Source organism: Paeniglutamicibacter quisquiliarum (genome assembly GCF_019084045.1).
Lineage (GTDB): Bacteria > Actinomycetota > Actinomycetes > Actinomycetales > Micrococcaceae > Paeniglutamicibacter > Paeniglutamicibacter quisquiliarum.
Window position 1 is genome coordinate 134731 of the sequence record NZ_JAHRED010000002.1, and the last position, 26148, is coordinate 160878.

At 66.2% G+C, this 26148-nt stretch carries 25 protein-coding genes and 1 tRNA gene; 23 read left to right on the top strand and 3 right to left on the bottom strand.

Annotated elements, in window-relative coordinates:
• The first annotated feature begins 49 nt into the window (after positions 1-49).
• Positions 50-466 (top strand): nucleoside-diphosphate kinase, encoded by a 417-nt coding sequence (ndk, locus tag KRR55_RS04200; protein WP_217387812.1) that lies wholly within the window; start codon positions 50-52, stop codon positions 464-466.
• Between the two features lie 94 nt (positions 467-560).
• Here the strand turns inward: ndk and KRR55_RS04205 are convergent, their stop codons facing one another.
• Both KRR55_RS04205 and KRR55_RS04210 read right to left on the bottom strand, forming a co-directional pair.
• Positions 561-986 (bottom strand): ribosomal maturation YjgA family protein, encoded by a 426-nt coding sequence (locus KRR55_RS04205; protein ID WP_217387813.1) that lies wholly within the window; start codon positions 984-986, stop codon positions 561-563.
• Positions 976-1602: a vitamin K epoxide reductase family protein gene (locus KRR55_RS04210; RefSeq protein ID WP_418888824.1), complete on the bottom strand. Its 627-nt coding sequence runs from the start codon at positions 1600-1602 to the stop codon at positions 976-978. Before KRR55_RS04210 ends, KRR55_RS04205 begins: the two co-directional genes overlap by 11 nt.
• A 552-nt stretch (positions 1603-2154) precedes the next feature.
• Here KRR55_RS04210 and KRR55_RS04215 point away from each other — a divergent pair.
• From KRR55_RS04215 to nrdF, 20 genes are all read left to right on the top strand, one after another.
• Positions 2155-5538 carry an Rne/Rng family ribonuclease gene (locus KRR55_RS04215; protein WP_217387815.1) on the top strand — a complete coding sequence of 1128 codons (3384 nt, stop codon included), beginning with the start codon at positions 2155-2157 and terminating at the stop codon, positions 5536-5538.
• A 192-nt stretch (positions 5539-5730) separates the two neighbouring features.
• Positions 5731-6039: a 50S ribosomal protein L21 gene (rplU, locus tag KRR55_RS04220; protein WP_217388267.1), complete on the top strand. Its 309-nt coding sequence runs from the start codon at positions 5731-5733 to the stop codon at positions 6037-6039.
• Between the two features lie 48 nt (positions 6040-6087).
• Positions 6088-6342 (top strand): 50S ribosomal protein L27, encoded by a 255-nt coding sequence (gene rpmA / locus KRR55_RS04225; RefSeq protein ID WP_217387816.1) that lies wholly within the window; start codon positions 6088-6090, stop codon positions 6340-6342.
• A 150-nt stretch (positions 6343-6492) separates the two neighbouring features.
• On the top strand, positions 6493-8064 hold the full coding sequence (gene obgE / locus KRR55_RS04230) for a GTPase ObgE (RefSeq protein ID WP_217387817.1): 1572 nt from the start codon (positions 6493-6495) through the stop codon (positions 8062-8064).
• A 9-nt stretch (positions 8065-8073) separates the two neighbouring features.
• Entirely contained in the window at positions 8074-9213 is a 1140-nt protein-coding gene (gene proB / locus KRR55_RS04235; protein WP_217387818.1) for a glutamate 5-kinase, read from the top strand.
• Between the two features lie 82 nt (positions 9214-9295).
• A complete protein-coding gene (locus KRR55_RS04240) occupies positions 9296-10615 on the top strand; it encodes a glutamate-5-semialdehyde dehydrogenase (protein ID WP_217387819.1) in 1320 nt (439 codons plus the stop codon).
• A 103-nt stretch (positions 10616-10718) separates the two neighbouring features.
• The gene (locus KRR55_RS04245; protein ID WP_217387820.1) at positions 10719-10943 is read left to right on the top strand and encodes a hypothetical protein; all 225 of its coding nucleotides are present in this window, start codon (positions 10719-10721) and stop codon (positions 10941-10943) included.
• Between the two features lie 4 nt (positions 10944-10947).
• Positions 10948-11577, top strand: a complete 630-nt coding sequence (gene nadD / locus KRR55_RS04250) for a nicotinate-nucleotide adenylyltransferase (RefSeq protein WP_256449133.1) — start codon at positions 10948-10950, stop codon at positions 11575-11577.
• Positions 11578-11598: 21 nt separating this feature from the next.
• Positions 11599-13185 carry a hypothetical protein gene (locus KRR55_RS04255; protein ID WP_217387821.1) on the top strand — a complete coding sequence of 529 codons (1587 nt, stop codon included), beginning with the start codon at positions 11599-11601 and terminating at the stop codon, positions 13183-13185.
• Positions 13186-13224: 39 nt separating this feature from the next.
• Positions 13225-13638: a ribosome silencing factor gene (gene rsfS, locus KRR55_RS04260; protein ID WP_217387822.1), complete on the top strand. Its 414-nt coding sequence runs from the start codon at positions 13225-13227 to the stop codon at positions 13636-13638.
• Positions 13639-13710: 72 nt separating this feature from the next.
• Positions 13711-13786 (top strand) — tRNA-Ala (locus KRR55_RS04265).
• A 246-nt stretch (positions 13787-14032) separates the two neighbouring features.
• On the top strand, positions 14033-14638 hold the full coding sequence (locus KRR55_RS04270; RefSeq protein WP_217387823.1) for a SatD family protein: 606 nt from the start codon (positions 14033-14035) through the stop codon (positions 14636-14638).
• Positions 14635-15183, top strand: coding sequence for a hypothetical protein (locus KRR55_RS04275; RefSeq protein ID WP_217387824.1), 549 nt, complete (start codon positions 14635-14637; stop codon positions 15181-15183). Before KRR55_RS04270 ends, KRR55_RS04275 begins: the two co-directional genes overlap by 4 nt.
• A gap of 81 nt (positions 15184-15264) precedes the next feature.
• Positions 15265-15615 carry a zinc ribbon domain-containing protein YjdM gene (locus KRR55_RS04280; RefSeq protein WP_217387825.1) on the top strand — a complete coding sequence of 117 codons (351 nt, stop codon included), beginning with the start codon at positions 15265-15267 and terminating at the stop codon, positions 15613-15615.
• Between the two features lie 416 nt (positions 15616-16031).
• Positions 16032-17150, top strand: a complete 1119-nt coding sequence (locus KRR55_RS04285; RefSeq protein WP_217387826.1) for a flavin-containing monooxygenase — start codon at positions 16032-16034, stop codon at positions 17148-17150.
• 53 nt (positions 17151-17203) lie between these two features.
• Positions 17204-18016 (top strand): YggS family pyridoxal phosphate-dependent enzyme, encoded by an 813-nt coding sequence (locus tag KRR55_RS04290; RefSeq protein ID WP_336245032.1) that lies wholly within the window; start codon positions 17204-17206, stop codon positions 18014-18016.
• A gap of 854 nt (positions 18017-18870) precedes the next feature.
• On the top strand, positions 18871-19116 hold the full coding sequence (nrdH, locus tag KRR55_RS04295) for a glutaredoxin-like protein NrdH (protein WP_217387827.1): 246 nt from the start codon (positions 18871-18873) through the stop codon (positions 19114-19116).
• A 48-nt stretch (positions 19117-19164) separates the two neighbouring features.
• The gene (nrdI, locus tag KRR55_RS04300) at positions 19165-19647 is read left to right on the top strand and encodes a class Ib ribonucleoside-diphosphate reductase assembly flavoprotein NrdI (RefSeq protein WP_217387828.1); all 483 of its coding nucleotides are present in this window, start codon (positions 19165-19167) and stop codon (positions 19645-19647) included.
• Positions 19644-21785 (top strand): class 1b ribonucleoside-diphosphate reductase subunit alpha, encoded by a 2142-nt coding sequence (gene nrdE / locus KRR55_RS04305; RefSeq protein WP_217387829.1) that lies wholly within the window; start codon positions 19644-19646, stop codon positions 21783-21785. Before nrdI ends, nrdE begins: the two co-directional genes overlap by 4 nt.
• Before the next feature lie 130 nt (positions 21786-21915).
• Positions 21916-22890 carry a class 1b ribonucleoside-diphosphate reductase subunit beta gene (gene nrdF / locus KRR55_RS04310; protein WP_217387830.1) on the top strand — a complete coding sequence of 325 codons (975 nt, stop codon included), beginning with the start codon at positions 21916-21918 and terminating at the stop codon, positions 22888-22890.
• 210 nt (positions 22891-23100) lie between these two features.
• Here nrdF and KRR55_RS04315 read toward each other — a convergent pair whose 3' ends face one another.
• Positions 23101-23277, bottom strand: coding sequence for a hypothetical protein (locus KRR55_RS04315; RefSeq protein WP_217387831.1), 177 nt, complete (start codon positions 23275-23277; stop codon positions 23101-23103).
• Positions 23278-23380: 103 nt separating this feature from the next.
• On the opposite strand from KRR55_RS04315, the gene KRR55_RS04320 reads away from it, so the two are divergent.
• A complete protein-coding gene (locus KRR55_RS04320) occupies positions 23381-25528 on the top strand; it encodes a penicillin acylase family protein (RefSeq protein ID WP_217387832.1) in 2148 nt (715 codons plus the stop codon).
• Complete coding sequence (locus KRR55_RS04325) at positions 25525-26133, top strand: GNAT family N-acetyltransferase (protein ID WP_217387833.1); 609 nt, start codon at positions 25525-25527, stop codon at positions 26131-26133. Before KRR55_RS04320 ends, KRR55_RS04325 begins: the two co-directional genes overlap by 4 nt.
• Positions 26134-26148: the final 15 nt, after the last annotated feature.

Sequence of the window (26148 nt, forward strand, 5' to 3'; positions counted from 1 at the left end):
TCAAGACCAACGACACATGTGCACCACCACCACAGAAGGAGCCGCACCCATGGCCATTGAACGCACCCTGATCCTCATCAAGCCCGACGGCGTCAAGCGCCAGCTGACCGGCCAGATCCTTTCCCGCATCGAGGCCAAGGGCTACGTGATCGCCGAGCTCAAGCAGGTCTCCGCGACCCGCGAACTGCTCGAGGCGCACTACGAGGAGCACGTGGGCAAGCCGTTCTACGAGCCGCTGGTCGAGTTCATGCTCTCCGGCCCGCTCGTGGCGCTCATCGCCGAGGGCCAGAACGTCATCCCCGGCTTCCGCTCGCTGGCCGGCACCACCGACCCGACCACCGCGGCCCCGGGCACCATCCGCGGGGACCTGGGCCGCGACTGGGGCCTGAAGGTCCAGCAGAACCTGGTCCACGGCTCGGACTCGGTCGAATCCGCCGCCCGCGAAATCGGCATCTGGTTCTCCTGATCCAAGGGGGGATACCCACCCCCGCAGAGAGGGCCCGGCACTTCCACGCGAGTGGAAAATGCCGGGCCCTCTTTCGCCTCCGCGCAGGCCGCGTTCAGCCCGCGGTTGGCCGCCGGACCCGGATCCTGCCCGCCAGCACATCCGCGCCGAGCGCCAGCGCGGAGCCAATCGCGTAGGCCAGCAGGTCAAGGGGCGCGAAGCCCGTGCCCAACACCAGCCGGACCGGCGGGAAGGCGCGGGCCAGGTCCGCGGGAATGCCGGTGAGCTGCAGCAGCTCGATGAGCACGCAGAGCACCAGGGCGGCGGCGGCAATCGAGAGCGCCGCGGCCCGGGGGCGCAGCACCGTGAGCAGCAGGTAGATGAGCACCGCGTAGAACACGCCACCGGAAAGGTCGGCCGGCAACCCGGCACCCAGGAAACGCGAGGCAAGGCCCGCCGCGACGACCGGCGGCACCAGGGCGGCGGCCGCCAGCCGCCGCGCTCCGTGCCGCCGCCCGGCGGCCGGGGCCTCAGGCGCCAACGAAGGCGCCGGGGAAGCGCAGGACGACGGTGGCGGCGGTGATGACCAGCAGCACGACCACCGCAACCCAGGTCCATTCGCCGGCCGCGCGGCGCAGTGCCGCCGGCGCGGGGAGCACGCCGTGGGCGATGTTGCGGGCCGTGGTGTACATGAACATCGGGATCATCATCGCCCAAACCACCATGCAGTAGGGGCACAGGGCGTTGATTTCGTAGAGCGCCTGGGACCAGAGCCACACGATGAACACCATCGCCAGGGTGACTCCGACCTGCACGCCGACCCAGTACCAGCGGGCGAAGCGGGCCCCGGCCAGCAGCGCCATGCCGATGGTGACCACGATGCCGAAGCCCACGATGCCCAGGAACGGGTTGGGGAAGCCCAGCAGGGCAGCCTGGGTGGATTTCATGACGGTGCCGCAGGAGACCCAGGGGTTGAAGTCGCAGCTGGTCACGTAGTCGGGGTCCTTGTACAGGGCGATGCGCTCGAGCACCAGGATCCCCGAGGCGATCCAGGCCACCGCGCCGGCGAGCACCAGGAACAGGCCAAAGGGCCGGTCCCGGGCCATGCGCGGCACCGCGTCCCCGTCGCGTGGTGGCGCGGCTGCTGCTTCGGACATGCTCATCGGTGCTCCCTCGTGGCGGTTCGGTTTTCCCCCGGCGTGCGGCCACCCGGGATTTCCGGCGTGGATGCCACGCCGGGCCGGGAAGTTGCGGGTGGCCACAGCTGAAGTCTAGTGGCCCCCGGCGGCGCGGATCCTGCCCCGCGCCGGGGGTTGGCACAAGGGAAGGGGCAATGCGCGGCGCGCGCGGTGCCCGTCGGCGTGTCGATGTGAGACAATTGCAGTGGTTGTTCGTGGATCCACAGTCTGCTTTCAACCCAACGACAGGCTTTCAAGCCCGATTGCGATGCATCTGCTGCGTAGAGACCGCCTATACGAAGGTCTGAGCGAATACCGCGATATGGTCGCCGCAACGTAAAGCGGCTTGCTTGGAAAAGCGCCGTTGGCCTTGCACGGATGCCGCGCCCCGCAATGGTGGGCGCACCCGTTCAAGACATCTACAAGGACTTCCGCTGGGACACGCGGCCACAAGGCCCGGTCCGGCGAACCAACCAGGGGAGACGCGCTATCTGTGGGAGCAGCCGACCCGCCGAGGAGCACTCTTTTAACATGGCACTGAATCGCGACGAATCAAAGGCAGCAATGGGCCAGGGGCCAAAGGGCCGCAGCCGTACCTCCCGCCCGCCGCGCGGCAACTTCAACGAACCGTCACCGCCGCCGCCGCGCCGGGCCATGACCCTGGCCGAGCTCAACGACGCAGCAGCCGCACCGACGCGCAAGGTGCGCGCCAACGTTTCCCCGCGCGCCGCCACCGCGCGCCGCGCCCCTGCCACCCGGAACGCCCCCGCCCGGGAAGCGACGGTTGAATCGGTCGTCGCCGAGGCGACCGGCAAGGCCCCGGCCGCCAAGGTCCAGGCACCTGCCGCCGAGGCAGTGACAGCCCCCGCGAAGGCACCTGCCCGCCGCGGCCCGCGCCGCGCCACCTCCGGGGTCACCTCCCCGGGAGCGGCAGCCGTGGAGGCGCCGGCAGTCATCGAGGCCCCGGCCGCGCTGGCCGCCGCCGAGGCCCAGACCGAAATCGTTGCCGAGAAGTCAGCGGCCCCGGCCGCCGAGGCCGCAGAGCCGAAGACCGCCGCCAAGCGCCCGGCCCGCGGCCGCGGCCGCAAGGCCACTGCCCCGGCTTCGAACACCGAGGCGCCCGCCGCCGAGGAGGCCCCCGAGGTTCCGGCCGCCGAGGCAGCCGTCGAGGCCACCGAGGAGCAGGCCGAAGGCACCGAGCCGGCCAAGGCCACCCGCCGCCGTCCGGCCCGAGGCGGCCGCGGCACCCGCGCCGCCCAGGAAGCCGCCGCCGAAACCCCGGCCGCCGAGTCCGCCGAACCCGAGGCCGCTGCCGCCGATGCAACCACCGAACCGGATCCGGCAACCATCTCCGACCCGTTCGCCATCCCCGAATCCGCGCTGTCGCTGATCTTCCAGGCACCGAGCCTGCCCGCCGCCGGCACCCCCGCCGACGAGGACGAGCACCAGGAAGCGGCCGGCAGCGGCCGCCGTGGCCGCTCCGACGCGGCCGGCGAGGACGCCGATGACGAAAACGCGGACGGCTCCGGAGCCGTCTCGCGCCGCCGCCGTCGCCGCCGCCGCGGCGAGGCCGACCTTGAGTTGGCCGGCGGATCCGAAAACGACCCGCCCAACACCATCACCAGGGTCCGCGCCCCGCGCACCACCCTGGAACCGGTGGTCTCCAACAAGGTCACCGCCGTGCGCGGATCCACCCGCCTCGAAGCCAAGCGCCAGCGCCGCCGCGACTCCCGCGAGTCCGGCCGCCGCCGCCAGGTCATCACCGAGGCGGAGTTCCTGGCCCGCCGCGAATCCGTCGACCGCCAGATGATCGTGCGCCAGCGCGAGGACCGCATCCAGATCGGCGTCCTCGAGGACGGCATCCTGGCCGAGCACTTCGTCTCCAAGACCCAGCAGGACTCCCTGATCGGCAACGTGTATGTCGGCAAGGTGCAGAACGTGCTCCCGTCGATGGAGGCCGCCTTCGTCGACATCGGACGCGGACGCAATGCCGTGCTCTACGCCGGCGAGGTCAACTGGGACGTCGCGGGCCTGGACGGCCAGCCGCGCCGCATCGAGCACGCCCTGAAGTCCGGGGACACCGTCCTGGTGCAGGTCACCAAGGACCCGGTCGGCCACAAGGGCGCCCGCCTGACCTCCCAGATCTCCCTGCCCGGCCGCTACCTGGTGTACGTGCCGGGCGGCTCGATGACCGGGATCTCGCGCAAGCTTCCCGACGTGGAGCGCAACCGCCTGAAGAAGATCCTCAAGGACCACCTGCCGGAGAACGCGGGCGTCATCGTGCGCACCGCCGCCGAGGGGGCCTCCGAGGAAGAGTTGATGAACGACATCAACCGCCTGCGCGCCCAGTGGGAAGGGATCGAGGCCGCCTCGACCTCCACCAAGACCCTGGCACCCGAGCTGCTCTACGGGGAGCCGGATCTGACCATCAAGGTCGTCCGCGATGTCTTCAACGAGGACTTCACCAAGCTCATCGTCTCCGGCGACGAGGCCTGGGACACCATCGAGGCCTACGTCACCTACGTGGCCCCGGACCTGGTCTCGCGCCTGGAGAAGTGGGAGTCCGACGAGGACATCTTCGGCCACTACCGCCTCGACGAGCAGATCCACAAGGCCCTGGACCGCAAGGTCTTCCTGCCCTCCGGCGGCTCCCTGGTGATCGACCGCACCGAGGCCATGACCGTGGTCGACGTGAACACCGGCAAGTACACCGGATCCGGCGGAAACCTCGAGGAAACCGTCACCAAGAACAACCTGGAGGCGGCCGAGGAGGTCGTGCGCCAGCTGCGCCTGCGCGACATCGGCGGCATCATCGTCATTGACTTCATCGACATGGTCCTGGAGTCCAACCGCGACCTGGTGCTCCGCCGCCTGGTCGAGTGCCTGGGCCGCGACCGCACCAAGCACCAGGTTGCAGAGGTCACCTCCCTTGGCCTGGTCCAGATGACGCGCAAGCGCATGGGCACCGGTCTGCTGGAGGTCTTCGGCGAGAACTGCGAGGCCTGCAACGGCCGCGGCGTGATCACCCACGACGTGCCGGTGGAACACCGCCGGTCCTTCAACTCGGCCGGCGAGGCCCACGGCCCGAGCAGCCGCGCCGCGGAGAAGCCCTCGCGGGCCGAGCGCCGCCGCCGCAACCGTTCCACCGACGGCGAGGCCGGCACCGAAGGCGGTGCCGAAGGCGGTGCCGAGGAAACCACCGAGGCCCCCGCAGCGGTGTCCGCGCCGAACGAGGCCAAGGCCACCGCCACGCGCAACGCCTTTGCCACGATCGCCGCGGCGGCACATGCAGCCCACGAACACGACGATGCGGAAGCCGCCGACGGCGGCGCAACGCTGACCGTGGCAGGGGAGTCGGTGGTGGTTCCCGCCGCGCGCCGCAACCGCCGTGCCGCCTCCTCCGAGGCCAGCGCGCCGTCGCTGACCCTGGAGAACCTGGAAGCCGCGCTGCCGGACAACTCCCCGGTGGCCGACGCGCCAGCCGAGGCCGAGGAAGGCGAGTCCGCGCAATCGCGTCCGGCCCGCTCCCGCACCCGCCGCAAGGCCCGTGCCAAGGCTCCCGAGGCAAGTGCCGCCCCCGCCGCCGAACAGCCGGCTGCGGCATCGGCACCCGTGATCTCGGGTGTGGCCGGGCAGGCCTCCGACGATGCGCCTTCCGAGGCGCCGGCGGCAACCTCAACCAAAAAGACTTCGGGCATCGAGCCGGTGGCGCGCGCCAAGCGCAGCCGCCGTGCCACGAGCCCGCAGGGTGGATCCGACACCGCAGTTTCTGTGGCATCGGACACGCTTGCGGCATCGGGTACCTCCCATGTCGCTTCGCTCGCTGACCCAACCAAGGCCCCGCAGCCGCCAATCGCCGCCAATGCGCCGATTATGCTGGGTGTCGGGGTGCCGGTCAAAGAGTTGAAAGAGTAGGGGTCTTGACGACTCGCGGGGCAGTCTGTATTTGCCCCCGCAGCGCTTTTTAGCGTAGTCTAGATCCTCGGTGCGAACGCCAGCTATCGGATTCTTCCGCTCGGCGTGCCAGCACAGCGCAATCCCCGGTTTGTTTTGGGGTAGTGATGCGCAGCAAGACAGATTGAACGTCGAGTAGAAGTGAGTACCCACGTGGTGTACGCAATTGTCCGCGCTGGCGGCCGCCAGGAAAAGGTTTCTGTTGGAGACCTCGTTACCCTTGACCGCCTGAAGGCCGCCCCAGGCGCCTCCATTGAATTGCCAGCCCTGTTGCTGGTTGATGGCGAGAAGGTAACTTCGGCAGCCGATGAGCTTGCCAAGGTTAAGGTGACCGCTGAGGTCATTGAGAACCTTCGCGGCCAGAAGATTGTCATCCAGAAGTTCAAGAACAAGACCGGTTACAAGAAGCGCCAGGGTTTCCGCGCTATGTTGACCAAGGTCAAGGTCACCTCGATCGCTTAATTGCGGTTGATTCCAAGAATTCTCATTACCTGAAGGTAGGCATTTTCAATGGCACATAAGAAGGGCGCGAGTTCCACTCGCAACGGTCGCGATTCCAACGCCCAGTACCTTGGCGTCAAGCGCTTCGGTGGTCAGGTCGTTTCGGCCGGCGAAATCATCGTTCGCCAGCGTGGCACCCACTTCCACCCGGGCGCCGGCGTGGGACGTGGCAAGGACGACACCCTGTTCGCACTGGAAGCCGGGGCTGTCGAATTCGGCACTCGCCGCGGCCGTAAAGTCGTGAACATCGTTACCGCTGGCTAACTAGCGCGTAACCGCATTCATTACACTGTAGAGGGTGGGCCGCACGGCTCACCCTCTATGTGTTTTTCCAAAACCCCCAGTTTTTTGCCGCACCCCGCCCCCGGGCGGGCAGCGGAAAACACCATCCTTTTTTGCTAGGAGCTTTCAACCGTGGCAGCCTTCATCGACCGAGTGGTCCTCCATGTCTCCGGTGGTACCGGTGGGCACGGCTGTGTCTCCATCAAACGCGAAAAATTCAAGCCCCTCGGCGGACCCGACGGCGGCAGTGGCGGCGACGGCGGAAACGTGGTCCTGCGTGTAGACGCGCAGACCACCACCCTGCTTTCCTACCACCACTCGCCGCACCGCCACGCCGGAAACGGCGAGGGCGGCAAGGGCGACCTGCGCCCGGGCAAGAACGGCGAGTCCCTCGTCCTGCCCGTGCCCGAGGGCACCGTGGTCAAGAACCGCGACGGCGACATCCTGGCCGACCTGATCGGTGACGGATCCGAATACGTCGTTGCCTCCGGCGGCCTGGGCGGCCTGGGCAACGCAGGGCTCTCCAGCCAGCGCCGCAAGGCCCCCGGGTTCGCGTTGCTGGGCACCCCCGGCACCGCCGCCGAGGTCATCCTCGAGCTGAAGTCGGTCGCCGACGTCGCCCTGGTGGGTTACCCCTCGGCCGGAAAGTCCTCGCTGATCGCCGCGCTCTCCGCGGCCCGGCCCAAGATCGCCGACTACCCCTTCACCACCCTGGTCCCGAACCTCGGCGTGGTCCAGGCGGGCGACGTGCGCTACACCGTCGCCGACGTGCCGGGCCTGATCCCCGGAGCCTCGCAGGGCCGCGGCCTGGGCCTGGAGTTCCTGCGCCACGTCGAACGCTGCGCCGCCCTGGTGCACGTGCTTGACTGCGGCGCCCTGGAAACGGACCGCGACCCGGTTGCCGACCTGGAAACCATCCAGGCCGAGCTTGACGCCTACGAGGTCGACTCCTCGTTTGCCGGCGCCGACGGCCAGATCATTCCGCTGAACGAACGCCCCCGCCTGATCGCCCTGAACAAGGTCGACATGCCGGACGGCCGTGACATGGCAGAATTCGTGCGCCCGGAACTGGAGAAGCGCGGCTACCGCGTCTTCGAGGTCTCGGCCATGAGCCGCGAGGGGCTGCGCGAGCTCTCCTTCGCCATGTCCGAGCTGGTCACCGAGGCGCGCGCCAAGATCGAGGCAGCCCCGCTGCCCGTTCCCGTCGAGGTGCTGCGCCCGCGCGGCAGCAAGGCCAGCAAGGCCGGATTCGTCATCCGCAAGGAGGAGCGCAACCTCGAGCCGCTCTTCCGCGTCATCGGCGAAAAGCCCGAGCGCTGGATCATGCAGACCGACTTCCGCAACGACGAGGCAGTGGGCTACCTCGCCGACCGCCTGGCCAAGCTCGGCGTCGAAAACCAGCTGTACAAGCTGGGCGCCAAGCCCGGTGACGCGGTGGTCATCGGCTCCGAGGTCGACGCCGTGGTCTTCGACTGGGAGCCGACGATGGCCGCCGGTGCCGAGCTCCTGGGCTCGCGCCGCGGACAGGACGAGCGCCTGGCCGAATTCGGCGCACGCCCCTCCCGCGAGGAGAAGCGTGCGCAGCACGAGGCGCGCAAGGGCGCCAAGGCCGCGGCCCGCGAGGACCTGGAAGCCGAGCGCAAGGCCGGAATCTGGACGGAGTCCGTCAACTACAAGCACCAGCTTCCCAAGTCCGGGGAGTAACACAGCACCGTGCGCGCCACCCACCAGCCCTCGGGCATCACGCAACGCCAGGACCTGCCCCGTGCCTCACGCATCGTGGTCAAGGTCGGTTCCTCGTCCCTGACCACGCTGGCCGGGGGCATCTCCGAGGAGGCGCTCAGTTCCCTGGTTGACCGCCTTGCCGCGGTCAACACCGCCGGGACCGAGCTGATCCTGGTCTCCTCCGGCGCCATCGCCGCCGGGCTGGCACCCCTGGACCTGGGGCGCCGCCCGCGGGACCTGGCCACGCAGCAGGCAGCCGCCTCGGTGGGCCAGGGGCTGCTGATGGCCAAGTACACCCAGGCGTTCTCCGCCCACGGGGTCACCGTCGGCCAGGTGCTTTTGACGGCCGACGACCTGATCCGCCGCCAGCAGTACGCCAACGCCTTCCGCGCGCTGAACCGGCTGCTGGCCCTGGGCGTGGTGCCGATCGTGAACGAAAACGACACGGTGGCCACCCACGAGATCCGCTTCGGCGACAACGACCGGCTGGCGGCCCTCGTGGCGCACCTGGTCAAGGCCGATGCGCTGCTGCTGCTCTCCGACGTCGACGCGGTCTACGACGCACCGCCGAACGCCGGGGGAGTGCGCGTCTCCCGGGTCGACCGGGCCGAGGACCTGGCGAGCCTGCGCATCGGCTCCACCGGGGGAGCCGGGCTGGGCACCGGCGGCATGGCCACCAAGGTCGAGGCCGCCACCATGAGCGCCGAATCGGGCATCCCCACGCTGGTCACCTCCACCGCCAACGCGGCAGCCGCGCTGGCCGGGGCGGACGTGGGAACCTGGTTCTCCGCCCGCGGCGGACGGCGCTCCACCCGGATGCTGTGGCTGGCCCACCTCGCCACCACCCAGGGGCGGCTGCTGCTGGATCCCGGGGCCGTGCGCGCCGTGGCCTCGGGTGTCGCCTCGCTGCTGCCTGCCGGGATCACCGGGGTCAAGGGGTCCTTCGAGGCCGGGGACGCGGTGGAAATCACCGACGCCGCCGGGCGGGTCATCGCCCGGGGACTGGTGAACTTCTCCTCCGCGGAATTGCCGCAGATGCTGGGCCGCTCCACCCGGGAACTCGGCGAGGACCTGGGGAGCCAATTCGAACGCGCCGTGGTGCACGTCGACGACCTGGTCGTCGTCTAGGACCCGGGCACGCGATGCCCGGCCCGTCCCCGTGCTTAACATGGGGGCGGGCCGCTGTGCATCCACCGTAGAATGGGTGATCATGAGCCAGAACATTGACGCATCGCTGAATCTTACCGACGTAGCAGGTCCCGCCGACGGCATCGCGGCCGCCACGGTGGCCGTGGGCAAGCTCGCCGACCGGGCCCGGTCCGCCTCGCGCGTGCTGGCCCGCGCCGACCGCAACTGGAAGGACCGGGCGCTGCTGGCCATTGCCGCGTCGCTGGATGCCAACCGCGCCGCCGTCATCAAGGCCAACGCCAAGGACATTGCCGCGGGCCGCGCCAACGGCACCTCCGACGCGCTGCTGGACCGGCTCAAGCTCAACGACGCGCGCGTGGACGCGCTGATCGCCGCGCTCGAGGAACTGGCCGGGCTGCCGGACCCCGTGGGCACCGTGCTGCGCGGCCAGACCCTGCCCAACGGGCTGCGGCTGCGCCAGGTCCACGTCCCGATGGGCGTCATCGGCGCGATCTACGAGGCCCGCCCCAACGTCACCGTCGACATCGCCGGGCTGGCCCTGAAGAGCGGCAACGCGGTGCTGCTGCGCGGGGGAAGCGCCGCGGCGCACTCCAACGTGGCATTGCTGGCGCTGATCCGCGACGCCCTGGAATCCGTGGGTCTGCCGGCCGACGCCGTGGCCTCGGTCGACGCCTGGGGACGCGACGGCGCCGACGCGATGATGGGTGCGCGCGGGAAGATCGACGTGCTGATTCCCCGCGGCGGCCGCGAGCTGATCCAGCGCGTGGTCACCACCGCCAGCGTCCCGGTCATCGAGACCGGCGAGGGCAACGTGCACATCTACCTCGACGAATCGGCCGACGCCGCGATGGCGGTGCCGATCCTGCTCAACGCCAAGACCCAGCGCCCCTCGGTGTGCAACACCGTGGAGACGCTGCTGCTCAACGCGAACGCCAAGGCCTCCGGCGAGGTCCTCGCGGCCCTGCACAAGGCCGGGGTGCGCCTGCACGTCGACGCCCGCGCCAAGGCGCTTGCCGGCGCGACACCCACCGTCGACGCGGTCGAGGCGGACTGGGACACCGAGTACATGGACCTTGACCTGGCCGTTGCCGTGGTCGATGACCTGGGCGGCGCCATCAAGCACATCCGGGCGCACAGCACCGGGCACACCGAGGCAATCCTGACCAACAATCTCTCGCACGCCGAGCGCTTCATTGCCGAGGTCGATTCGGCCGCGGTGATCGTCAACGCCTCCACCCGCTTCACCGACGGCGGGCAGCTGGGCCTGGGGGCGGAGGTCGGCATTTCCACGCAGAAGATGCATGCGCGCGGTCCCATGGGCCTGCGCGAGCTCACCACCACCAAGTGGATTGTGCAGGGCGATGGGCATGTTCGTTCGTAGCCGCGTGCCAAGGTGGGTACGATAGAGGCTAACGAGTCATAAAAGATACAACACAGTGCCGCCCACGCATGTGCGCGTCCGGCACGCAACAACCTGGAGAAACATGTTTACCCAGTCCCTGAACGCGGCCCTCGCCGCTTCCGAAAACGCCGGTGGCGGCATGTCCACCGAAACGCAGGCACTGATTGTCGGCGGCGGCATCTTCCTGCTCTTCATGGTGATGCTGCTGATCACGATGTCCTACTCCAACGTCGGCAACCGCCACCAGGTCAAGCCGGAGCCCGAGGACACGCACCGCACGCACACCAACAAGCACGGCCATCACTAGCCGTCTGACGGCCGAACGAACGGACCGCCCATTTCGCCTGGGCGTCATGGGCGGCACGTTCGATCCGATCCACCACGGCCACCTGGTGGCCGCCAGCGAAGTTGCAGCGGTCTTCGACCTGGACGAAGTCGTGTTCGTGCCCACCGGGGAACCCTGGCAGAAGCTGGACCGCGACGTGGCCCCGGCCGAACATCGCTACCTGATGACGGTGATCGCCACGGCGGCGAATCCCCGATTCACCGTGAGCCGGGTGGACATCGACCGTCCCGGCCCCACGTACACGATCGATACGCTGCGGGACCTGCGCGCGCAGCGTCCGGACGCCGAGTTGTTCTTCATCACCGGCGCGGACGCCATGGCCCAGATCCTGGGCTGGAAGGACGCCGAGGAGCTCTGGCAGCTGGCGCACTTCGTGGGGGTCACCAGGCCCGGCCACGAGCTGCCGGTGCTTGACCGCAACGACGTTTCGTTGATGGAGGTCCCGGCCATGGCGATTTCCTCGACTGATTGCCGGGAACGGGTGCGGACCGGACATCCGGTGTGGTACCTGGTGCCGGACGGCGTGGTGCAATACATCGCCAAGTACAAGCTGTACAACGACAAGAACAACGCAGTAAGCAACGGCCAGGTATAGAGACGGCCGGGAATGGACAAGATGAGCGACGAGACCGGGCCCGCGCTCAGCAGGCGAGCCCTGCGGGAGCAGCGACGTGCCGAGGCCGAAGCCCAGCTTGCCCAAGAGCAGGCGCAGGGCCAGGCGCCCGCGACCCCCGCCGGCAAGCCGGCCAACGCCAAGCCTTCCGTGCCCGCTCCCGCCGCTCCGGCTGCAAAGACCCCGCCGGCGCCCAAGGCGCCCGCACCCGCGGCAAAGACGCCTGCTCCCGGGACCAAGACCCCAGCACCCGCGGCGAAGAGCCCGGCTCCGGCCGCCAAGCCGGCAGCCCCGGCCGCACCTGCGCCCGCCGCCAAGTCAGCGCCGCAAGCCGATGAGCCCGTGCGCAGCCGCCGCGCCGCCGCCGGCGTGGTGGACGCCGTGTCCCAGCGCACCGAACGCACCTCGCTACAGCGTGCCCGCGACCGCGAGGCACTGCGTACCCGCCGCCGGCTGGAACAGGAAGTCTCCGAGCTTTCCCCCAAGGATCCGTCTCCAGCCGACGACCCCGCACCGCTGACGCGCAAGCAGATGCGCCTGCAGGCGCTCAGCACCGCCAAGGAGGCAGGCTCCGGCGCCGAACCGGGCCCGGCCAAGGCCCCTGCACAGCCCCAAGCCAGTGCAATGGCCAAGCCTGCTGCATCCAAGCCAGAGGACGCCAAGCCCGCTGCCGCAGCGAAGGCTCCCGCCAAGCCGCGTGTTGATCCCGCGGCGCAGGCACCCGGTGCCGTGGCACCCCAGATGAGCGTCGAAGAGGCCTTGGCGCTGCGCCGGCGCTCCGGCGGGGCGGCCCCGAGCGAGCCGCTGCTGATCCAGCCCGAGGAAGACCTGGCCGACGTGGACCTGGAGGTCCTGGCCCAGCAACGCGAACTTGCCGCCCGTGCGGCCATCATTTCCCGCCGCGCCGCCGAACGCCAGCGCATGCAGGAAGAAAACAGCCAGCGTGCCGGCGCCCGCCGCTCCGACCCCTTTACCGGGGCGATGAACCACCTGCGCGAAGAGGACATCGAGAAGAAGCTGGTCAACACCGGCATCACCGGTCCGCTGACGCGCGGCTACAACATTGCCATGACCGACCAGGGCACCATCGTCGAGAATCGGCAAACCCCCGCGGCTCCGGCCACCAAGACTCCGGCATCGGCGCCCCGCGCGCCGAAGCCGACGACCCCGGCAGCGAAAGCCCCGGCGGTCACACCTGCGCACAAGCCAAAGGCTGCTACTCCGGCCCAGGCACCGGCTCGCGACTCCACGTCTCCCGCCGCTTCACAAGCTGCCGCAGCAGCACCGGCACGGACGGCGGCGGCCAGGCCCGCTGCCTCCGCACCCGCCGGCCCCAAGGCCCCCGTGGCCCCGGGCGCCGGCAAGGCAGGGCAAGCACCCGATACCAAGGATGCCCCCGCCGAAAATGGTGGGTCTTCGGTGGCTCGCCCACCCGTGCGTGCCGTTCGCGCGCAGGGGCTTGAGCCACTGGATGTGCAGACCGCCGGAATGCGCCGTGCCAACAACATGTACTTGATGGTCATCGCGGCTTTGTCCGTTGGAGGCGCGGCACTTGTTGCCGGTCTCATTATGTTCCTGAACTCAAACTAGCGCCCACCGCGTCGCACCCAATTTCTCAAGGAGAACCCCATGAGCGCCCACGAACATTCCATCGACCTGGTGCAGACCGCTGCCCTCGCCGCTGCCGAGAAGCAGGCTGAAAACCTGGTCGCATTGGACGTTTCCGAACGCCTCGGTGTCACCGATGCGTTCCTGATCGCCTCGGCCGCTTCCGAGCGCCAGGTCAATTCCATTGTTGACGAGATCGAAGACAAGCTCGCCGAGAAGTTCGAGATCCGTCCGGTTCGCCGCGAGGGTCGCGGCCAGGGCCGCTGGGTCCTGCTCGACTACGCGGATGTCGTCATCCACGTCCAGCACAACGAGGACCGCGTTTTCTACGCCTTGGAGCGCCTCTGGGGCGACTGCCCGGTCATCGAACTGCCGACCACGGGCGAGCCGGCCACCGACATGTCGCACGTCGAAACGCTCCCGGATTCGCTCTAGGTCCCTCGATTTGCGCCACACGTTTTGTGTGGCCTATGATGGTTGAGTTGCCCGCAAGGGCGGCTCTCATTTGGGGGTATGGCGCAGTTGGTAGCGCGTCTGCATGGCATGCAGAAGGTCAGGGGTTCGAATCCCCTTACCTCCACCAAAATGTATGAATGAAAAGGTCCCCGGCTTCGGCCGGGGACCTTTTTGCTTGCCCAAGGCCCTGTCTTCGCGGCCCCGGTTCCGGGCCCGGAAGCGGGAAGATGGCCCCGAGCGTAGCCGGGTCGCGTGCGGAGAAGGCCCTTCGTTTTCTGTGGATGGTGCGGGGCCTCGCATGTGCTCGCCTTTGTGAAAGGGACGACAAGTCCCAGGCATTGTGAATAACGGTACAAGTCTGTAAGTTTGTGTCATGATTGTCATCACCATAGACCAGCGTAGGTCCCGCTCGGGGCCGGACAAGGTCGAGTCCCTGCTGCGCCGACTGGACGGCGAGTACAACGCGGTGCGGGGATTCGAGAGAACCGCGGGCGATGAGCTGCAGGGAGTGCTCGACGACGGTGCCATGGCCGTTGCCTTGGCCCTGGACGTCGCACACACGGGGGAGTGGAGCGTAGGAATCGGGGTGGGGTCGGTGCAGACCCCGATGCCCCGGGAAACGCGGGCGGGACGAGGGCAGGCCTTTGAGTATGCGCGGGATTCGGTCGAGCGGGCAAAGAACTCAAGTGGCGCCCTGGCGCTGTCGGGCCCCGGGCCGGAAGCGGAGCGGATCGAGGCCGAACTGCAGCTCCTCGCGCTGGTCAACGCGCGACGAACCAAAACGTCGGCCGAGGCCGGCACACTGGTGTCACAGGGCCTGACCCAGCAGCAGGTCGCTGCACGCCTGGAGATCACGCAGCAGGCCGTTTCGGCGCGCCTGGCCTCGGGGCTCTGGTACGAGACCGCCAGGCTCACCGATCTGGCGGGTCGGGCGCTGGCAGACTATTCGATGACGATGGAAGGCGGGCAGGGTTCATGAGCTGGATTGCCTGGGCATTGCTGGTCAGTGTTATTCCGTTGGGCACCCCTAGATACTTCGCGGATTCCGGCTTTCGCTGGCCGTTGAAGCAGTCGACCGCCAGCTACCTGCTCGTGGCCGTGCTTGGCCTGGCAGGTCTCGCCGCTGCGATCGGCGACCACCTTCCCGCCGCATCCTCCATCCCGCATGAACTTGTGGTCGTGGCAAGCGTTGCGGCCGCAACCCTGGGTGGGGGCCCGGTCACCGAAACGGTCTTCCGGCTTGCGGCCTTCAAAAGGGCCGCCGGGGACGACGCTTCCGATGATGTGGAGCCGAGCCCGCTGCGCGGAGGCATGTGGATCGGGTTGTTGGAACGCGCGGCAATAGCCTCGACCCTGTGGGCCTCCTGGCCGGAGGGCCTGGCAGTGGTTCTGGCGGTGAAGGGTCTGGGGCGATTTTCCGAGCTTAAGCAACACGCGGCCGCGGAGCAGTTCATTCTGGGAACCTTCGTCAGCGTTTTGTGGGCATGCGCGGCAGTTGGAGTGGGCCGGATCATCAGTCTCTAGGCCAGGGACCGCGGGGATGTACTGCCGCGTGGCGTTTACGGCCAGGCGGACGAGTTCTGCGGTCGTACTAGAATGATGGGCATGAGTGACGTATTGCCATCGTGCCCGCAGTGTTCAAGCCCCTATACATATGAAATGGGCGCCCTGCTGGTTTGCCCCGAGTGCGCCCACGAATGGTCGGCCGAAGCCGACGCAGTGGACGAGCCGAAGGAAGCCGTTATCAAGGATTCCGTCGGCAAGGTGCTTTCCGACGGCGATACCGTCACCATCGTCAAGGACCTGAAAGTCAAGGGGCAAGCCCAGTCCATCAAGGTCGGCACCAAGGTGCGCAACATCCGTCTGGTCAACGGCGTCGACGGCCACGACATCGACTGCAAGGTCGATGGGTTCGGGCCCATGCAGCTCAAGTCTTCCGTCGTAAAAAAGGTCTAATACGCCGCATTCAGCCATTGGCCAAGCGCCACCTCTCCTGAAGGAGGGGTGGCGCTTTCGTTTGGGCCGCAGGTGAACCTGGCGACCGGTCATGAATTTGATATCGCTGAGCAAATCGGAAAGCACGACGGCAATACCCCGAGGCGTCTTGGTGCTCGCGAGCTCCGCCGCGAATCAGGCCAGTGGAGTTGCCGGCGCATCTTCCCCTGCGGCGGCCAGGTCGGTAATCCTTAAAAGCACCCCCGTCTTGTTGGCCACGGAGTTGTGGATCGACTGGATCGCGGCGCCGCGTTCGCGGGCCGGGACATTGGGTTTGTCTGCATGATGGGAATCCGTGAGAAGGCATAGAGCTCCAGTGACTGGAAGCGTATCGTAGCGACACAGCGACCAAGGCTTCAGGCAATGAGGAGACCGCCATGAAAAGCCGACGACAGAATCACTTCACCATCATCATTGGAGCTGGCCACTGCGGATTGGCCATGGCCCACGAATTGGCGGTGAAAGGTGAAGAATTCGTGGTGCTTGAAGCAGGGCAGACTCCGGGGAACAGCTGGAGTTCCCGGTGGGAATCCTTGGAATTGTTCACACCTGCGGAACATGACGGGTTGCCCGGCAAGAGGTTTCCGGCAGCACGCGGAACATTTCCCACCGCCAGGGCCGTTTCAGAGTACTTGCGGACGTACGCCGCGTCCTTCCAGCTGCCGATCCAGACCTCGACAACAGCCCGCCGACTGGAAATGGGCCCCGGCGGCGGATTCCGCGTACGAACCGATAGGGGAGTGTTCGAGGCCAGCCGGGTGGTAGTGGCCACGGGCGTGCAGCAAATGCCCCGGATTCCTCCGCTTTCGAAACAAATCTCCGCAGATGCAATGCAACTGCATTCGAGCGAATACCGGAACCCTGCCCAGATCCCGGATGGCCCCGTGGCAGTGGTTGGATTCGGGACGTCCGGTGCCCAAATCGCCTGCGAGCTGGCTCCTGGCCACCGGGTCACCATTTCCGGAAGGCCCACACCCCACGTCCCGGAAGCACTCATTCGCTACGCCCCCGCGCTGTATTGGCTCCTGGTCCATAGGCTGTTGACGCGATCGACTCCGGCTGGCCGGAAGGTCGCCCAGCGGATCCACAATCGAGGTGCACCGCTGATCCGGGTGTCCACCCAGGACGTTGCAGCCGCAGGCGTAGCCGCTGTCGGGAGAATCGAAGCGGTGCGCGATGGGGTGATGACGACCCAGGACGGGACCCCGGTCGAGGCGTCCACGATCATATGGGCCACGGGATACCGCCCGGACTATTCATGGATCGAGGGGCTCGGGACGGATGGGAACGGCTATCCATTCCACCGCCGGGGCGTCAGTACCGAGTTTCCCGGATTGGGGTTTCTCGGCATTCCCTTCCAGTATGGCCTGACCTCCGGCATCATCGGCGGGGCCGGTCGCGATGCGCGCCATCTGGCGCGTCGGTTGGATCCCGCCCCTGCGGTTGCGGCCAAAATGGGGTTCGTGCCGGATCCGGGAGGGACGGCGAACGGGTAAGGCCGGGCCCTGTCGGGACATGCTATCTTGGCGTTGGTGCACTGGCCATCCGAATGATGCGCCGTGCCTTCGACGCTCCTCATCGTGAAAGACTTTCCCCCTCCATGACACAGCCGCTAAAATCCTCCAACCCTGCCGCCGCCCAGGCCAACTCCATCGACGATTTCAAGCAAAACCTTGCCTCTGTCAGGTCCCGGATCGATGCCGCGGCGCGAAAGGCCGGGCGGGACCCCGCCTCGATCCGGTTGTTGCCGGTTAGCAAGACCGTGCCGGAGGACCGCCTTCGCCTGGCTATTGCGGCGGGAATGGATTTTCTGGGGGAAAACAAGGTCCAGGAGGTGGCTCGAAAGGCGGAGCTCCTGGCCGACATTCCGGGACTGAAGTTCTCCGTCATTGGAAGCCTGCAAACCAACAAGGCAAAATTCGTGGCGAAGTATGCAGACGAATTCCAGGCGCTGGACAGCCTTCGCCAGGCGGAAGCCCTGCAGCGCCGGCTCGAAGTCGAGGATCGCCAGCTCGATGTTTTTGTCCAAGTCAACACGTCCGACGAGGAAAGCAAGTCCGGTCTGGCCCCGGAAGACGTTCGGGAATTCGTGAACCAGCTGCCCCGGTTTGACCGGCTCCATGTCAAGGGCCTGATGACGCTCGCATTGTTCAGTGACGACAGCGAAGCGGTTCGCGCATGTTTCGTGCGACTGCGGGAACTCCGGGACTCACTGCGCGAAAGCGCGCCCGCCGGGATGTCCATCGAGGAACTGTCCATGGGCATGAGTGGCGACTTTGAGCTGGCCATTGCAGAGGGTGCGACTGTGGTGCGTGTAGGACAGGGAATCTTCGGCGCCCGGTCGCTGCCCGTCGCCGGCTAGCTGCCCGGGGCAGTCCGAAGCCCTCGGGTTTCGCCGCAATCCGGAAAAATCCGCGGGAAATGTTCCGATTGCCGTGGCAACGGTCGGGAATTTGACCTGAATCAGGGCCGGTGGAGACGGAATCCCGGTTTCGCTGGGAGCACGACTGCGGTGGGCGATTTATCTTTTGCCGGCACCCGGATCCAAGTTTTCAGTCGTGCACCGCCCAGCGTTGGATGCTGCACGGGTATGCCCTCTGTCCGTTTGACTTCCCCGGTCTCGGGGGCGCAGCGCGAACGAACGTTGAGTCAGGCGTCCATCATATTGCCAGCCGCCTAAGGGGAAAATTTTCTTCATGGGTGCGGCTCTCGACCCGCTGCGTTTTTTGTGGGGGAGAGTGCGGCGTTTGGCGGCCAGGTCTACTACCAGTAGTGCTAGCGTTCATGCTGTCGGGCCATATCTAGTGGTTTGACGCCAGGTACTCGACACGCCGTGCTGAACGACACGCCAGTTCTTTAATCTGTGGTTGATTGCTCCACAGGGTGTGGATAGATTTTCGATTTCGCTGGATTCATGCGGTTTAACGGCCGCTCTTTATCCACAAGGCTTGTGGACAGGTGTGGGGTCGAATGACAGGGGTGTAATACATCATGTTGGGGTCTAACGCCCCGACCCCTACTAGATGTAGTATTGAATTAGCTGGTGAGGCCTAGTGCGCGAACCTCCGGAATACGGAGAAATGTACGAATCCCCGCCTCCTGAGGGCTCAATCGCCCTCGGAGCAAAACGTTCGTATGTCTCTTCCCGCGGGGAATGCGCATAGGGACCCAGCCACTTCACATACACAGAATTTTTGCACGAGGGGATTTACGGATATGACCGTCACGGTTTACACGAAGCCAGCATGCGTACAGTGCAACGCAACCTACCGAGCTCTTGATAAGAAGGGCATCGTCTACCAAAGCGTTGACATTTCGCAGGATCCCGCTGCCCTGGAGCGCGTACGCGCCCTGGGCTACATGCAGGCACCGGTTGTCATCACCGATGCCGACCACTGGTCGGGCTTCCGACCGGACAAGATTGATGAGCTGGCCCAGGATTTGAGCTCCTCCGTGGCCTAACCAGCCACCTCCAGCCTTACCGATTCCAGTGATTTCGAGGCGATCAAGATGCCTGCTTCATCGTTGGCTACACCGCCAATGCATGATCACGCCGTTCCGGCAGAGGTACTTACCAACAGCAAATTGATCTATTTCTCCTCGGCCTCGGGTTATACCCACCGATTCGTGGAGAAACTGGATCTGGGATGCGCTCGCATTCCGTTGCTGAACCATGAACCGCACTTGGTGGCGGCTGAGCCGTATGTGCTACTGCTTCCCACCTATGGCGGTGAAAAGGGCGAAAGATCAATACCCCCGCAAGTCGTCAAGTTCCTCAACGATGAGCGCAACCGAAACCTATTACGAGGCGTAATTGGTGCCGGAAACACAAACTTTGGAACCACATATTGCTTGGCCGCAATCAAGATCGCAGCCAAATGCAACGTTCCGCTTCTATACAAATTTGAGCTCATGGGCACTCCAGAAGATGTGACCCGGGTTCGCGAAGGATTGGAAGTCTTTTGGACACGAAAGTCGCAGTACCTGAAATGAAGCAGGATTCTAAGGAATTGCCGGCCGCTTTTCAGGGCCTGGGTTATCACGAGCTGAACGCCATGCTGAACCTTTACGGGGCAGATGGGCGCATCCAGTTCGAGGCCGATCGTGCCGCGGCACGCCAGTACTTCCTGGAGCACGTGAACAACAACACCGTGTTCTTCCACGACCTGGACGAGAAACTCGAATACCTGGTCAAGCACGAGTACTACGAGCGCGAGACGCTCGACCAGTACACGATGAACTTCATCCGCGACCTCTACCGCGGTGCCTACGCCAAGAAGTTCCGCTTTGAGACGTTCCTGGGTGCCTTCAAGTTCTACACCTCGTACACGCTGAAGACATTTGACGGCAAGCGTTACCTTGAGCGCTACGAGGACCGCGTCTGCATGGTTGCACTTCACCTGGCACGCGGCAACGAGGAAATGGCAGTCGCCCTGGTCAACGAGATCATCGAGGGACGCTTCCAGCCCGCCACCCCGACGTTCCTGAACGCCGGCAAGGCCCAGCGCGGCGAACTCGTCTCCTGCTTCCTGCTGCGCATTGAAGACAACATGGAGTCGATCTCCCGCGGCATCAACTCCTCGCTGCAGCTTTCCAAGCGCGGCGGCGGCGTTGCCCTCTCGCTGACCAACGTCCGCGAGCACGGCGCCCCGATCAAGCAGATCGAGAACCAGTCCTCCGGCGTCATCCCCGTGATGAAGCTCCTCGAAGACAGCTTCTCCTACGCCAACCAGCTGGGCGCACGCCAGGGCGCCGGTGCCGTGTACCTCAACGCGCACCACCCGGACATCCTGCGCTTCCTGGACACCAAGCGCGAGAACGCCGACGAAAAGATCCGCATCAAGACCCTGTCCCTGGGCGTCGTGGTTCCGGACATCACCTTCGATCTGGCCCGCAAGAACGAGGACATGTACCTCTTCTCGCCGTATGACGTCGAGCGGGTCTACGGCGTGCCGTTCAGCGACATCTTCGTCACCGAGAAGTACTACGAGATGGTCGATGATGCGCGCATCAAGAAGACCAAGATCAACGCGCGCGAATTCTTCCAGACCCTGGCGGAGATCCAATTCGAATCCGGCTACCCGTACATTATGTTCGAGGACACCGTAAACCGCGCCAACCCGATCAAGGGCAAGATCTCGATGAGCAACCTGTGCTCGGAGATCCTGCAGGTCTCGACTCCCTCGGAGTACAACGAAGACCTCGGATACAAGACCGTGGGCAAGGACATCTCCTGCAACCTCGGCTCGATGAACATTGCCAAGGCCATGGACGGCAAGGACCTCGGGGCCTCGATCGAGACCGCGATCCGCGCGCTGTCCGCAGTGTCGGACATGTCCTACATCAACTCGGTGCCCTCGATCGCCCAGGGCAATGCCAAGACCCACGCCATCGGCCTGGGACAGATGAACCTGCACGGCTACCTGGCCCGCGAACGCGTCCACTACGGCTCCGAAGAGGGGTTGGACTTCACCAACATCTACTTCTACACCGTGGTGTTCCACGCGCTGCGTGCCTCGAACAAGCTCGCCATCGAAACCGGTGAGTCCTTCGACGGCTTCGCGGATTCGAAGTACGCCTCGGGCGAGTTCTTCGACAAGTACACCGAGCAGGAATGGGTTCCGGGCACCGAGCGTGTGCGCGAACTCTTCGCCGGGATCGACATCCCGACGCAGGACGACTGGCGTGCGCTGAAGGCCTCCATCATGGAGCACGGCATCTACAACCAGAACCTGCAGGCCGTCCCGCCGACCGGCTCGATCTCCTACATCAACAACTCGACCTCCTCCATCCACCCGGTGGCGGCGAAGATCGAGATCCGCAAGGAAGGCAAGATCGGCCGCGTGTACTACCCGGCCCCGTACCTGGACAACGACAACCTGGAGTACTACCAGGATGCCTACGAAATCGGCTACGAGAAGATCATCGACACCTACGCGGTTGCCACGCAGCACGTGGACCAGGGCCTGTCCCTGACCCTGTTCTTCAAGGACACGGCCACCACGCGCGACATCAACAAGGCGCAGATCTACGCATGGAAGAAGGGTATCAAGACGCTCTACTACATCCGCCTGCGCCAACTGGCTCTCGAAGGAACCGAAGTGGATGGTTGCGTCAGCTGCATGCTCTAATCGCAGCCGCTTCACCCCCGGTTGCCAGGTCGCGATAGCCTAACAACCGAATGCGTACGGCGGCGGGTTCCCACCCGCCGTCGTACGCGCACCCGTTACAACCAAAAACTTAGCAAGAAGAGGGACGGAAATGACTGAGAAGCTGAAGCTGGCCAGCCACGTCGAAGCCATCAACTGGAACCGCATCCAGGACGACAAGGACGTCGAGGTGTGGAACCGACTGGTCAACAACTTCTGGCTGCCGGAGAAAATCCCGCTGTCCAACGACGTCCAGTCGTGGAACACGCTCACCGAGGCCGAGAAGCTGCTCACCATGCGCGTCTTCACCGGCCTGACCCTGCTGGACACCCTGCAGGGCACGGTCGGAGCCGTCTCGTTGATCCCCGATGCACTCACCCCGCACGAAGAGGCCGTGTACACCAACATCGCCTTCATGGAATCGGTGCACGCCAAGAGCTACTCGTCGATCTTCTCGACCCTGTGCTCGACCAAGGAAATCGACGACGCATTCCGCTGGTCCACCGAGAACGAGAATCTGCAGAAGAAGGCGCAGATCATCGAGAGCTACTACTACGGTGAAGATGCGCTGAAGCGCAAGATCGCCTCGACCCTGCTCGAGTCGTTCCTGTTCTACTCCGGCTTCTACCTGCCGATGTACTGGTCTTCCCGCGCCAAGCTGACAAACACCGCAGACCTGATCCGTTTGATCATCCGCGACGAGGCCGTCCACGGCTACTACATCGGCTACAAGTTCCAGAAGGGCCTGGAGGGACTTTCGGAGGAGCGCAAGCAGGAGCTGAAGGACTACACCTTCGAGCTCATGTTCGAGCTGTACGAGAACGAGGTCCAGTACACCCACGACCTCTATGACGGTGTCGGCCTGGCCGAGGACGTCAAGAAGTTCCTGCACTACAACGCCAACAAGGCGCTGATGAACCTGGGCTATGAAGCCATGTTCCCGGCATCGGTCACCGATGTAAACCCGGCGATCCTTTCGGCACTGAGCCCGAACGCAGACGAGAACCACGACTTCTTCTCCGGCTCGGGTTCCTCGTACGTGATCGGCAAGGCCGTCAACACCGAAGACGAGGATTGGGACTTCTAGGTCCCACCCCAACCACATCGGCCCAAGGGCGCCAGCGTCACCACAACGGTGAAGCCGGCGCCCTTGGTGATTTTCAAGTTAGGTGGCGAAAACCGCTGGCGTTCCTGTCGGGACGCCAGCGGTTTTCGCGGTTAACAGTTGCATCGCGAAGAGCGATTCCTCGAATTTGCCGCCGCGGCCCGAATCGGGCGCACCCATTGCCCATGTCAACTACGTCGGGCGGACAGTATCCGCTGCTTTCATCCAGGTGCGGACCCGGAAGCATGATGAATCTGCTGATGCGCGGGGGAAGCCTGGGGCGACCTGCTCGCGGCCGATGACCTCCAGGGTCAGATTCTTGGAGCCCATGGCGGTCAGGAAGACGATGCCTTCCCGGTTGCGCTTCATGCAACACTCCTTCATGAAGCGCCCCGGTTTTGAGAACGCGCCCCAGGTCACCTATCTTTGACTTAAGTAAGCCTAACCTAAGTTCGAGAGCGCCCCTGTGATCATGACGCCTGCCCCCGCCAGCCCCGGCAACCACACCTCCGGCAATGTCCCCGGCTCGGGCACCTACCGCGATGGCTGGGGGATTCCGCACCTGCGGGCCGATTCCGCAGACCAGCTGGCGCATCTGCAGGGCCTGAACGCCGCCACCGACCGCTCCTGGCAAATTGAGCTGGAACGCTGGCGCTCCGAGGGGCGCACCGCCGAAATGCTGGGCGCCGACGGCGTGCCGTGGGACCGTTTCTCCCGCCAGTGCAGGCTCGACGACACCGCGCGCCGCTGCTTCGAGTCCCTCGACGCCGACACGCAGCGCTGGTGCACCGGCTACGTGGACGGCATCAACCAGGCGCTCGACGCCGGGCTGCGCGGCGGGCCGGAATTCGATCAGTCCGGCACCGCTCCGGCCCGGTGGAACCCGTGGACCCCCCTGGGCGTGTTCCTCGTCCAGCACATCCTCTTCTCCACGTTCCCGAACAAGCTCTTCCGAGCCCATGTCGCCCGGACCCTGGGACCCGAGGCCGTCGCCCTGTTCAGCATCGAGGCCCCCGTATGGTCCGGCAGCAATGCCTGGGCCGCCCACGGGTCGGCCACCGCGGGCGGGTCGCCGCTGATCGCCGGGGACCCGCACCGGATCCTGGAACTGCCCGGGGTCTACCAGCAGATTCACCTGTCCTGCCCCGAGTTCGACGCCGTCGGCTTCGCCTTCCCCGGCGTCCCGGGCCTGCCGCACTTCGGCCACACCGGCCATACCGCCTGGGCCATCACCAACGCCATGGCCGATTACCAGGACCTCTTCGAGGAAGAGCTGCGCCGGAGCGCTGACGGCGGCATCCAGGCGTATGGCCCCCTGGGCTGGGAATCCGCCGTCGCGAGCGTCGAGACGATCCTGGTCCGCGGCGGGGCATCCGAGGACGTGGAGGTTATCGAGACCGCCCGCGGCCCGGTCGTCGCCGGGGGACTCGACGGCGGCGCGTTGAGCCTGCGGATGCCGGCCCGGGTCGAGGGGCGGCTGGGTTTTGAGGCACTGCTGCCGCTGTTGCGCAGCCGCCGCGTCGCCGACGTGGAGACGGCCTTGGAGCGGTGGGTGGAGCCGGTAAACAGCGTTCTCGCTGCGGACACCGAAGGAACCGTGCGGCACTTCCTTGCCGGGCTGGTGCCGCGGCGAAACCACGAGAACCGGCGCGTGCCGGTGCCTGCAGCCTCGGCCGAACATGCCTGGGACGGCAGCTATGTGCAGCTGCCGAGGACCGGGGTGGACCGTTTCGCGGTGAGCGCCAACGACCGCGAAGCGGGAGGCGGGGACCCCGTCGGAATGGAATTCGCTCCCGCCCACCGCGCCCGGCGGATCCGCGAACTCCTGGAGACCGCCGATGCCGAACCCCTCACCGTGGCGGACATGCAGGCCATCCACTCGGACACCCTGCTCGGCTCGCTGCCCGCCTTCCGTGCCCTGCTGGGATCGCTCGATGCCCGGACGCTGGCGCCCGCCGCCGCCCGGCTCCGCGCCCGCATACTCGCTTGGGACGGCCACATGGCCGCGGGCAGTGGCGACGCAGGGGCGTTCGCCGCGTGGCGCTCGGCCCTGGTCCGCAGGATTGCCCGGCACCCGGCCCTGGAACCCCTGGCCACAGCGCACGGGTATTCGCCGCTGTTCGGGCCGTGGCTTTCGGTGGCCTCCCGGGTGGGCTTCGCCATTGAGACCCTGCTGCTTCGTGGCACCGAGCTGGGGATCGACACGGGTGCGGAGGCTGCGGCCGCCCTGGCCGAGGCCGCCGCCGGGCCGGAGGAAAGCTGGGGTGGGCACCACACGCTTCTGGCCGTGCACGAGCTTCCCGGCCGGCTCGCGGCCCGCGTCCCGGCCACGGCCCTCTCCGGCGACACCGGCTGCGTGCTCGCCACCGAGTCCCTGCCCGGCGTCGAGGACCGCAGCTTCCGCGGACCGGTGGCCCGCTACGTCTGGGACCTGGCGGACCGCGCGAATTCCCGCTGGGTCGTCCCGTTCGGCGCGGACGGCAACCCCGAACGCCCCCATTTTTCCGACCAACTGCCGCTCTGGGCGGCCGGCGGCCTCGTTCCGGTCATCACGGACTGGAACCTGCTGGTCAAAGACCCCGCTCTTGCCACGGAACCCCCATCCGGAAGGACCCCATGAAAACCACCCCCACAACGGCCCAGGACCTCGGCCTTCGCGCCGCCCTCTACACCGAGGACCTCGAATCCTGGGGGACGGTACGGGTCGTGCCGCTGTCCCCGGAGGGCGACCTCGACCTCATCCACGGCTGGGTCACGCAGGATCGTGCCCGGTACTGGGGCATGACCGAATACTCCCGCAGCGACGTCCTGGAGGTCTACCAGTTCCTCGAGTCGCTTCAGACGCACCACGCGTTCCTGGTGCTGCTCGATGGCGAACCGGTGGCCCTCTTCCAGACCTACGAGCCACTGCATGATCCCGTGGGGGAGGCCTACCCGGCCCGAGTTGAGGACATCGGGATGCACCTGCTGCTGGCACCGGCCACCCGTCCCGTCCCGAATTTCACGCCGCGGCTGGCCACCTCGCTGATCAATTTCATGTTCTCCGACCCCGCCATCGACCGGATCGTGGTGGAGCCCGATGCCCGGAATGACAAGGCGGTTCGCCGGCTGGAGGCCACGTGCTTTGAGCTTGGGCCCAAGATCCAGCTGGCGGAGAAGGAAGCGCAGTTGGCCTACCTGACGCGGGAACGCTTTGGGCGCACGGAAAGGTTGCGTACGCGCTGAGCCTTGATCCGTGGC

Bases quoted from the DNA above. Each gene is read 5' to 3' on its own strand.
- KRR55_RS04325 (WP_217387833.1), top strand. From the start codon at position 25,525: ATGAAAACCACCCCCACAACGGCCCAGGACCTCGGCCTTCGCGCCGCC.
- KRR55_RS04315 (WP_217387831.1), bottom strand. From the start codon at position 23,277: ATGAAGCGCAACCGGGAAGGCATCGTCTTCCTGACCGCCATGGGCTCC.
- KRR55_RS04270 (WP_217387823.1), top strand. From the start codon at position 14,033: ATGATTGTCATCACCATAGACCAGCGTAGGTCCCGCTCGGGGCCGGAC.
- KRR55_RS04285 (WP_217387826.1), top strand. From the start codon at position 16,032: ATGAAAAGCCGACGACAGAATCACTTCACCATCATCATTGGAGCTGGC.
- KRR55_RS04215 (WP_217387815.1), top strand. From the start codon at position 2,155: ATGGCACTGAATCGCGACGAATCAAAGGCAGCAATGGGCCAGGGGCCA.
- KRR55_RS04320 (WP_217387832.1), top strand. From the start codon at position 23,381: ATGACGCCTGCCCCCGCCAGCCCCGGCAACCACACCTCCGGCAATGTC.
- nrdE (WP_217387829.1), top strand. From the start codon at position 19,644: ATGAAGCAGGATTCTAAGGAATTGCCGGCCGCTTTTCAGGGCCTGGGT.
- KRR55_RS04245 (WP_217387820.1), top strand. From the start codon at position 10,719: ATGTTTACCCAGTCCCTGAACGCGGCCCTCGCCGCTTCCGAAAACGCC.
- KRR55_RS04290 (WP_336245032.1), top strand. From the start codon at position 17,204: ATGATGCGCCGTGCCTTCGACGCTCCTCATCGTGAAAGACTTTCCCCC.
- nrdF (WP_217387830.1), top strand. From the start codon at position 21,916: ATGACTGAGAAGCTGAAGCTGGCCAGCCACGTCGAAGCCATCAACTGG.
- KRR55_RS04280 (WP_217387825.1), top strand. From the start codon at position 15,265: ATGAGTGACGTATTGCCATCGTGCCCGCAGTGTTCAAGCCCCTATACA.
- rpmA (WP_217387816.1), top strand. From the start codon at position 6,088: ATGGCACATAAGAAGGGCGCGAGTTCCACTCGCAACGGTCGCGATTCC.
- KRR55_RS04255 (WP_217387821.1), top strand. From the start codon at position 11,599: ATGAGCGACGAGACCGGGCCCGCGCTCAGCAGGCGAGCCCTGCGGGAG.
- KRR55_RS04240 (WP_217387819.1), top strand. From the start codon at position 9,296: ATGAGCCAGAACATTGACGCATCGCTGAATCTTACCGACGTAGCAGGT.
- rsfS (WP_217387822.1), top strand. From the start codon at position 13,225: ATGAGCGCCCACGAACATTCCATCGACCTGGTGCAGACCGCTGCCCTC.
- nrdI (WP_217387828.1), top strand. From the start codon at position 19,165: ATGCCTGCTTCATCGTTGGCTACACCGCCAATGCATGATCACGCCGTT.
- nrdH (WP_217387827.1), top strand. From the start codon at position 18,871: ATGACCGTCACGGTTTACACGAAGCCAGCATGCGTACAGTGCAACGCA.
- KRR55_RS04275 (WP_217387824.1), top strand. From the start codon at position 14,635: ATGAGCTGGATTGCCTGGGCATTGCTGGTCAGTGTTATTCCGTTGGGC.
- ndk (WP_217387812.1), top strand. From the start codon at position 50: ATGGCCATTGAACGCACCCTGATCCTCATCAAGCCCGACGGCGTCAAG.
- KRR55_RS04210 (WP_418888824.1), bottom strand. From the start codon at position 1,602: ATGTCCGAAGCAGCAGCCGCGCCACCACGCGACGGGGACGCGGTGCCG.